Origin of the sequence: Peribacillus sp. YIM B13481, assembly GCF_042787985.1 — a bacterium.
GTDB lineage: Bacteria > Bacillota > Bacilli > Bacillales > DSM-1321 > Peribacillus > Peribacillus simplex_A.
Genome location: NZ_JBHZPE010000104.1, coordinates 1 through 5,392 on the forward strand (window position 1 = coordinate 1; position 5,392 = coordinate 5,392).

Annotated in this window: 7 protein-coding genes and 2 pseudogenes; 5 read left to right on the forward strand and 4 right to left on the reverse strand. The window is 34.5% G+C overall.

Going from position 1 to position 5,392, the window contains the following annotated elements; all coding sequences use genetic code 11:
* Positions 1-172 precede the first annotated feature (172 nt).
* The 3 genes from ACFX4X_RS25045 to ACFX4X_RS25055 form a co-directional block, all read right to left on the reverse strand.
* Positions 173-370, reverse strand: coding sequence for a DUF4177 domain-containing protein (locus tag ACFX4X_RS25045; RefSeq protein WP_377387534.1), 198 nt, complete (start codon positions 368-370; stop codon positions 173-175).
* Between the two features lie 107 nt (positions 371-477).
* Positions 478-681 carry a hypothetical protein gene (locus ACFX4X_RS25050; protein WP_377387537.1) on the reverse strand — a complete coding sequence of 68 codons (204 nt, stop codon included), beginning with the start codon at positions 679-681 and terminating at the stop codon, positions 478-480.
* A 110-nt stretch (positions 682-791) separates the two neighbouring features.
* Positions 792-971, reverse strand: a complete 180-nt coding sequence (locus ACFX4X_RS25055) for a hypothetical protein (RefSeq protein WP_377387540.1) — start codon at positions 969-971, stop codon at positions 792-794.
* Positions 972-1,502: 531 nt separating this feature from the next.
* On the opposite strand from ACFX4X_RS25055, the gene ACFX4X_RS25060 reads away from it, so the two are divergent.
* A complete protein-coding gene (locus ACFX4X_RS25060) occupies positions 1,503-2,738 on the forward strand; it encodes an IS110 family RNA-guided transposase (protein WP_377387543.1) in 1,236 nt (411 codons plus the stop codon).
* A 165-nt stretch (positions 2,739-2,903) separates the two neighbouring features.
* Here ACFX4X_RS25060 and ACFX4X_RS25065 read toward each other — a convergent pair.
* A pseudogene (locus ACFX4X_RS25065) lies at positions 2,904-3,322 on the reverse strand (recombinase family protein); the annotation flags it as partial.
* 211 nt (positions 3,323-3,533) lie between these two features.
* On the opposite strand from ACFX4X_RS25065, the gene ACFX4X_RS25070 reads away from it, so the two are divergent.
* The 4 genes and pseudogenes from ACFX4X_RS25070 to ACFX4X_RS25085 all read left to right on the forward strand — a co-directional run.
* The gene (locus ACFX4X_RS25070) at positions 3,534-3,680 is read left to right on the forward strand and encodes a hypothetical protein (RefSeq protein ID WP_377387546.1); all 147 of its coding nucleotides are present in this window, start codon (positions 3,534-3,536) and stop codon (positions 3,678-3,680) included.
* Positions 3,681-3,749: 69 nt separating this feature from the next.
* Complete coding sequence (locus tag ACFX4X_RS25075; RefSeq protein WP_377387549.1) at positions 3,750-4,349, forward strand: hypothetical protein; 600 nt, start codon at positions 3,750-3,752, stop codon at positions 4,347-4,349.
* Positions 4,350-4,365: 16 nt separating this feature from the next.
* The gene (locus ACFX4X_RS25080; protein ID WP_061465036.1) at positions 4,366-4,557 is read left to right on the forward strand and encodes a hypothetical protein; all 192 of its coding nucleotides are present in this window, start codon (positions 4,366-4,368) and stop codon (positions 4,555-4,557) included.
* An 89-nt stretch (positions 4,558-4,646) separates the two neighbouring features.
* Positions 4,647-4,745: pseudogene (locus ACFX4X_RS25085) on the forward strand (site-specific integrase); the annotation flags it as partial.
* Between the last annotated feature and the right edge of the window lie 647 nt (positions 4,746-5,392).

Below are 5,392 nucleotides of genomic sequence, written 5' to 3' on the forward strand. Positions count from 1 at the left end.
TTACGTCCTTCAAAAAAATTAGAATTTGGTGGGCTTATTTTAGTATGGCCTTTCACGAATATGTTTTCATACAAAAAGGGCTGCCGAAGCACCCCCTGTTAATGAACTAAAGCACCAGTTAGTTGAAGTGTAATGTTTAACAAACTTTCATAACGAATGGTTGCTGTTTTGTTTACTGTCTTATAGGTCTTTCAAAAATCAATTCATAGTATGACCCTACTGCAACTCCTGAAGTTGCAAAGTCAGGAGAGAAAATTTGAACAAAACGCCAGCCTTGATTTGCGTGATTTTTAATTACTTCTCGATAGTCTTCATTAGGTTTACCAGATAACTTTTTAAACTCTATTTTTATAAACTTGTACTCATACATTTATTTGTCCTCCTTTTGATTATGCTTCGTAAACAGAATAAGGATGTGTTTAATTTAACTATTTGTACGATTTATAAAAGGACCCGTTAATGCAATAACACATTGTGTTATTCTTGAATCATTCCTTTGGACATTTTTTCAAATAATTCCATCGGCATTGTGAATTTGGTTGTTTTATCATTTCGCACATATGTAACTATTTCTATCTGATTCCCTTTTCTTTCTACTTCTAACAGTGAATTCTCACCTTTATCTCTAATTGAAATATATGGACCATTTTTCTTTTCTTTCTCTTTATATTCATAATTCATAAAATCCCTCCCAGTTTTTCTTATTTGTTTAGTTGAATAAGGAATAGCTGTTTCCATGAAGTTTCTGAAACTTCATCGTCTTCATCCATTTTTTGAATAAGAAAATGTGATTACTTTTGATTCTCAAATGCGCTCGTAACAATTCGGAATACAAAGTAAAACATACCACTTCCTCCAATAATCCCTACGACAGTTAGGAGAGGGATTTGTTCTGAAAATAACATACCTAAAACAAATAATAAAAAGCATAATATTATACCAAAAATAATTAAGATGTTCTTATTTTTCAACGATTTTCCCCCCTTTAATCTTCACCTTTGTTCCATAAGACTTATTGTAGAGGTAACATATACTGTGACCAAAAAAAGACGGTTTTACCGTCTGATAGCTTGCACTAGTTTTCTTAGTAAAATCAAAACTAATATTACGCAAAAAGAAGATAGAATTAATCCTGGAATACCTATATTAGTTAACAAATTCTCACCACTCAGTTAATACCATTACTAAATTTTAGTTTTTTTGATAAAAATAGTAATTCTTACAGTTCGAATATGCTACGCTTCTAGAACTATCCTGCCCCTTTCGTATTATAAGGTCAGCCAGATATTTCTGGTTGAACAATTTTTATATCGATTTATGATAACGGTAGCTGGGGTAGAACGTTCCTGCCCGTGGGGCTTGGCCCCCGTCAACTAAACAGTTCGCCCCCTACTTGCTTAAACATGATTTGGCTGGTTGGGACCAAGATCTCGTATAACAAGCGAAGCTATGATACTGCAAGAAGGATTAGGGGTTAATTATGTTTTTGGAGGAGATAAAAAATGAATCCCGTGGTTGGTCTGGATGTAGCTAAAGGTGAAAGTCAGGTTCAAGCGTTCTTGGATAAAAAGAAGACTTATCAACGAAGTTTCAAAGTAGCACATACCATTGAAGGACTAGAGAGCTTACACCATTATCTTAGAGAGATAGAAAACGTAACAGGAATTCGACCTCCGGTCGTTTTAGAGTCTACTGGGCATTATCATACGCCCGTTGTACAGTATTTTGAGGAGAGAGGTTACTTATTAATTATCGTTAACCCACTCATTTCTTATCGTGCGAAGAGCTCTAGTTTACTCAAAGTAAAGACAGATATAATCGATGCACGTCACCTCTGCGAGCTGTACTATAAAGAGGATTTAGAGCCTTATAAAAAACGAGGGATACAACTCTTAAATCTTCGTAATCTTTCAAGACAACATGCAAATATAACAGGTATCTATGTACAAACAAAACTACAGTTTCAGGCTGTTCTTGATCAAGTATTTCCTGAATATAGAGGGGTTTTTGGAGATTTGTATTCGGTTGTTTCTTTGCTTACTCTATTAGAATTCCCTACTTCTGAAGACATATCATCAGTCGGTCAAGAAACTGTAGCAAATAGGATTAATGAACTTTGTCCAAGTCGTTCTAGAAAGTGGGCGAATACAAAGGCAGAGAAACTTATGGCTGCCTCAGCTCGAAATCCTTTTCAGAGAACTTTATATCAGAGTCACATTTTAAGCCTAGAGATGTATATAAAAATGCTTCTAGAATACCAAAAGCACCTATCCAGGTTTGAAGACGAGATAGATGCTTTGGCAAAAGAAATTGAAGAATATAAGATTATCCAATCCATCCCTGGAATCGGTGAAAAGATCGCTGCAACGATTATTTCTGAAATTGGAGAAATTGATCGGTTTAATCACCCTAAAAAACTAGTGGCATTTGCCGGAATTGATCCAAGTATCTTTGAATCAGGTAAATTTAAAGGCACAGTAAATAGGATTACCAAAAGAGGTTCTGGCAGACTACGACATGCCTTATATATGGCCGTTCGTTGTGCCATTCGTGATTGTCGCAAGAAGAAAACGACAGATGAAATCATCCCTCGGAACAAGAGATTACGAGAGTTCTATGATAAGAAACGTGAAGAAGGAAAGCCCTTTAAAGTAGCTGTGATAGCATGTGCTAATAAGCTTCTACAATGGATTTATGCACTATTACAAAATAACTCGACTTTCCAAGATCTAACCTAGTTTAAAAGTATAACTAAATAGCACAAATCTTTCCAAATACGGTTCATTGGAAGGTTATTTGGCATGCACAAATTTAGTATAGCATGAAATATTTTAAGTTTTCATTGAAAAATGTTGACTAACTATTAGCTGGTTTAGTTCATTAAGAAAAAAGACGATTTTAGCCTATTTGCTAGTCATCTCTTTCACTTTAGCGTAAATAGTGGAACGTGGAACGCCAGTCATTTTAGCTATATCTTTAACGCTTAAACCGTTAGATTCTCTTTCATTATACAGCTTTAACGCCTTCCTAACGTCCTTCTCGTCCTTCCCTTTACGTCCCATATGTTTACCCTGCGCCTTAGCCCTTTCACGTCCCTCAGTGGTTCTATCTTTAATTAGATCACGTTCAAACTCAGCAATAGCCCCCAGCATAGTAAACATTAGCTTTCCTGATGGTGTACTAAAATCAATCTGTTCTTTGATGAATACTAAAGCTATTCCACGTTCTTCTAAATCCTTAGCAATCTTTTGTAGGTCAAAGGTGGAACGTGCTAATCTATCCAACTTGTAAACAACAGCTTGTCACCTTCTCTTAAATATTCCATAGTTTCCGCCATACCGTAGAAAGTAAAAAAGCCCAGTCCATTACTGGCTAAGCAGGTTTTCGTTTTGATGTCTGTACCCCATGATATACTTAATCAATTATTAATATATCATCGGCCCCCTTAATTCAACAAAATATACACCATTTACTTTTAAATGTAAATAATGTATATTTTGTTGTTGTTATAGTAAAATATAGGGGGAATTAATATGTTTAAAAAGATTACTAGTTTAACAGTAAGTGGTGCTTTAGGAGTAAGTTTATTATTTGGTATTGGTTCATCAGCATCCGCTGAGGAACAGAATGATGGTAAGATAAGTGTAGAGAATAGGGAAGAAAATTTAGTTAATTATTAAAAAGATATTCCTGAGAAAGCAGATATTAATAGTACTATAGATAATTATCTTGAAGAGCACCCTGTTGAATTGAAAGCGACTAATACTGGAGAAGCTGATAATACTTCCTTAGATAATGTTGAAGATGTTCCAGAGTATATTGATGAACAAATTGATGAAGGGAATTTTAGAGCTTACGATGTTAACGATGATACTCAATTAATCTTCACAGATAGCGATACTTTCTATGTTTCAGAAACTGATGAAGGTACTGAAGAGCCGGCTAGTGATTCAGAACTTACTTCTGCTAATACTTTAATGATGGCTGCAACATCTACTTCTTCTAAGAAAAAGCATGTTTCTAATTCTTATACAGCTAAAAACTGGACAGGCTTAACTTTATGGAAAGCATATATTTCTGGGTGGTTTACTTACAACGGTACTAAAGTAACTGCTAAAGAAGATATTGGTTATTTTAAGAGAGGAAACGTAAGTGTTTGGAACATAGACAACCAAAAAAGTGGAGGAAAGAGTATATCAACAAAAACTGCAGAGCTTTATGTTCAAGGAAATGCATCATGGGGATACGGTATTGGTGGACAAGGTATTACAATGCAAGACAAATTTGTAAAAGTATATTTAAGAAGCGATAGCAAAGGGAAAGTATCTAAGCATAGAACTATAAAATAAATTGGAGGTGATTTAATTGAAAAAAACAATTCTATGGTTTTTAATACCAGTTGTTCTCGTTTTATTATTTTCATCCACTCAGTTTATGACACCAGTTACAATTAAGGAAATTAGTTTAATGATTATTGGATCAGTTGCTTTAGGAAGCTTCATAGGAGCAGTTTTTTATGGATTAAACAAATTTTTTCAAAAGTTAACAACAAACTAAATAAAAGCCCTTTGAAGTAATAGTAATAAGAAAACTTCAAAGGGCTTTTTTAGTTTATATAAAATAGAAACGCCATAATCTTCACCCCATTACCCTCCTACCGGCAGCTAAATAAAGCCGCAGAGTTCGCTGGCGTGGAACATGTCGGCAACCGTACCTTGCGAAAAACGTTTGGCTATTGGTTTTACATTTTCATAATCTTTCAATTTCCTAAAGATCTTTAACGTTTTTTGTTTTGTTATTTAGAATCACTTCCAACTAAATCTACCTCATTTTAACAGCATTACAACCTGTCGAGAATCAAAAGGTTATTCCAGCCCCACCTAATATAATTAGCTTTGAAACTGATTACCCCAAAAAGGAACTTGGGTTGAAGTACCAAAAGAAAGAAACAAAGAAGATAACATTTAATGTGAAAGCTGAAAACACTTGAGACTGTCTTATTTTGGTTAGTACCAACTGGTACAGAAACCTGGAATCAAAGAAAACTTATTGGCTATGACATTAAAGGAGATGATAAGGATAATCAATTTACTTTAACTTGGAATATTGACCGTCCATCCCTTCTTGACCACTTACATATTCAAGCATTAGGTGAAGGAATAGCAAATGATACAATTAACTTAATAATGGAGTAGTTTAGTCTTTCCTTATTAAACTAAACTGCCCCGATAGTTCCATAAAGAAAAGCTGCCTTAAAGACAGCTCCGATCTTCAGCTAAAGCACCTGTTAGTTTAAGTGATAAACATCACAAACAGTTGGATTTGGGTCAATATTTTGGACACTAAAAAGTTAAATCTTAAGCTGTATTCCTAATTCGATCTTCAATGGCTT

Coding starts and splice junctions, on each gene's coding strand:
- ACFX4X_RS25045 (WP_377387534.1), bottom strand. CDS start 370: ATGTATGAGTACAAGTTTATAAAAATAGAGTTTAAAAAGTTATCTGGT.
- ACFX4X_RS25050 (WP_377387537.1), bottom strand. CDS start 681: ATGAATTATGAATATAAAGAGAAAGAAAAGAAAAATGGTCCATATATT.
- ACFX4X_RS25060 (WP_377387543.1), top strand. CDS start 1,503: ATGAATCCCGTGGTTGGTCTGGATGTAGCTAAAGGTGAAAGTCAGGTT.
- ACFX4X_RS25070 (WP_377387546.1), top strand. CDS start 3,534: ATGTTTAAAAAGATTACTAGTTTAACAGTAAGTGGTGCTTTAGGAGTA.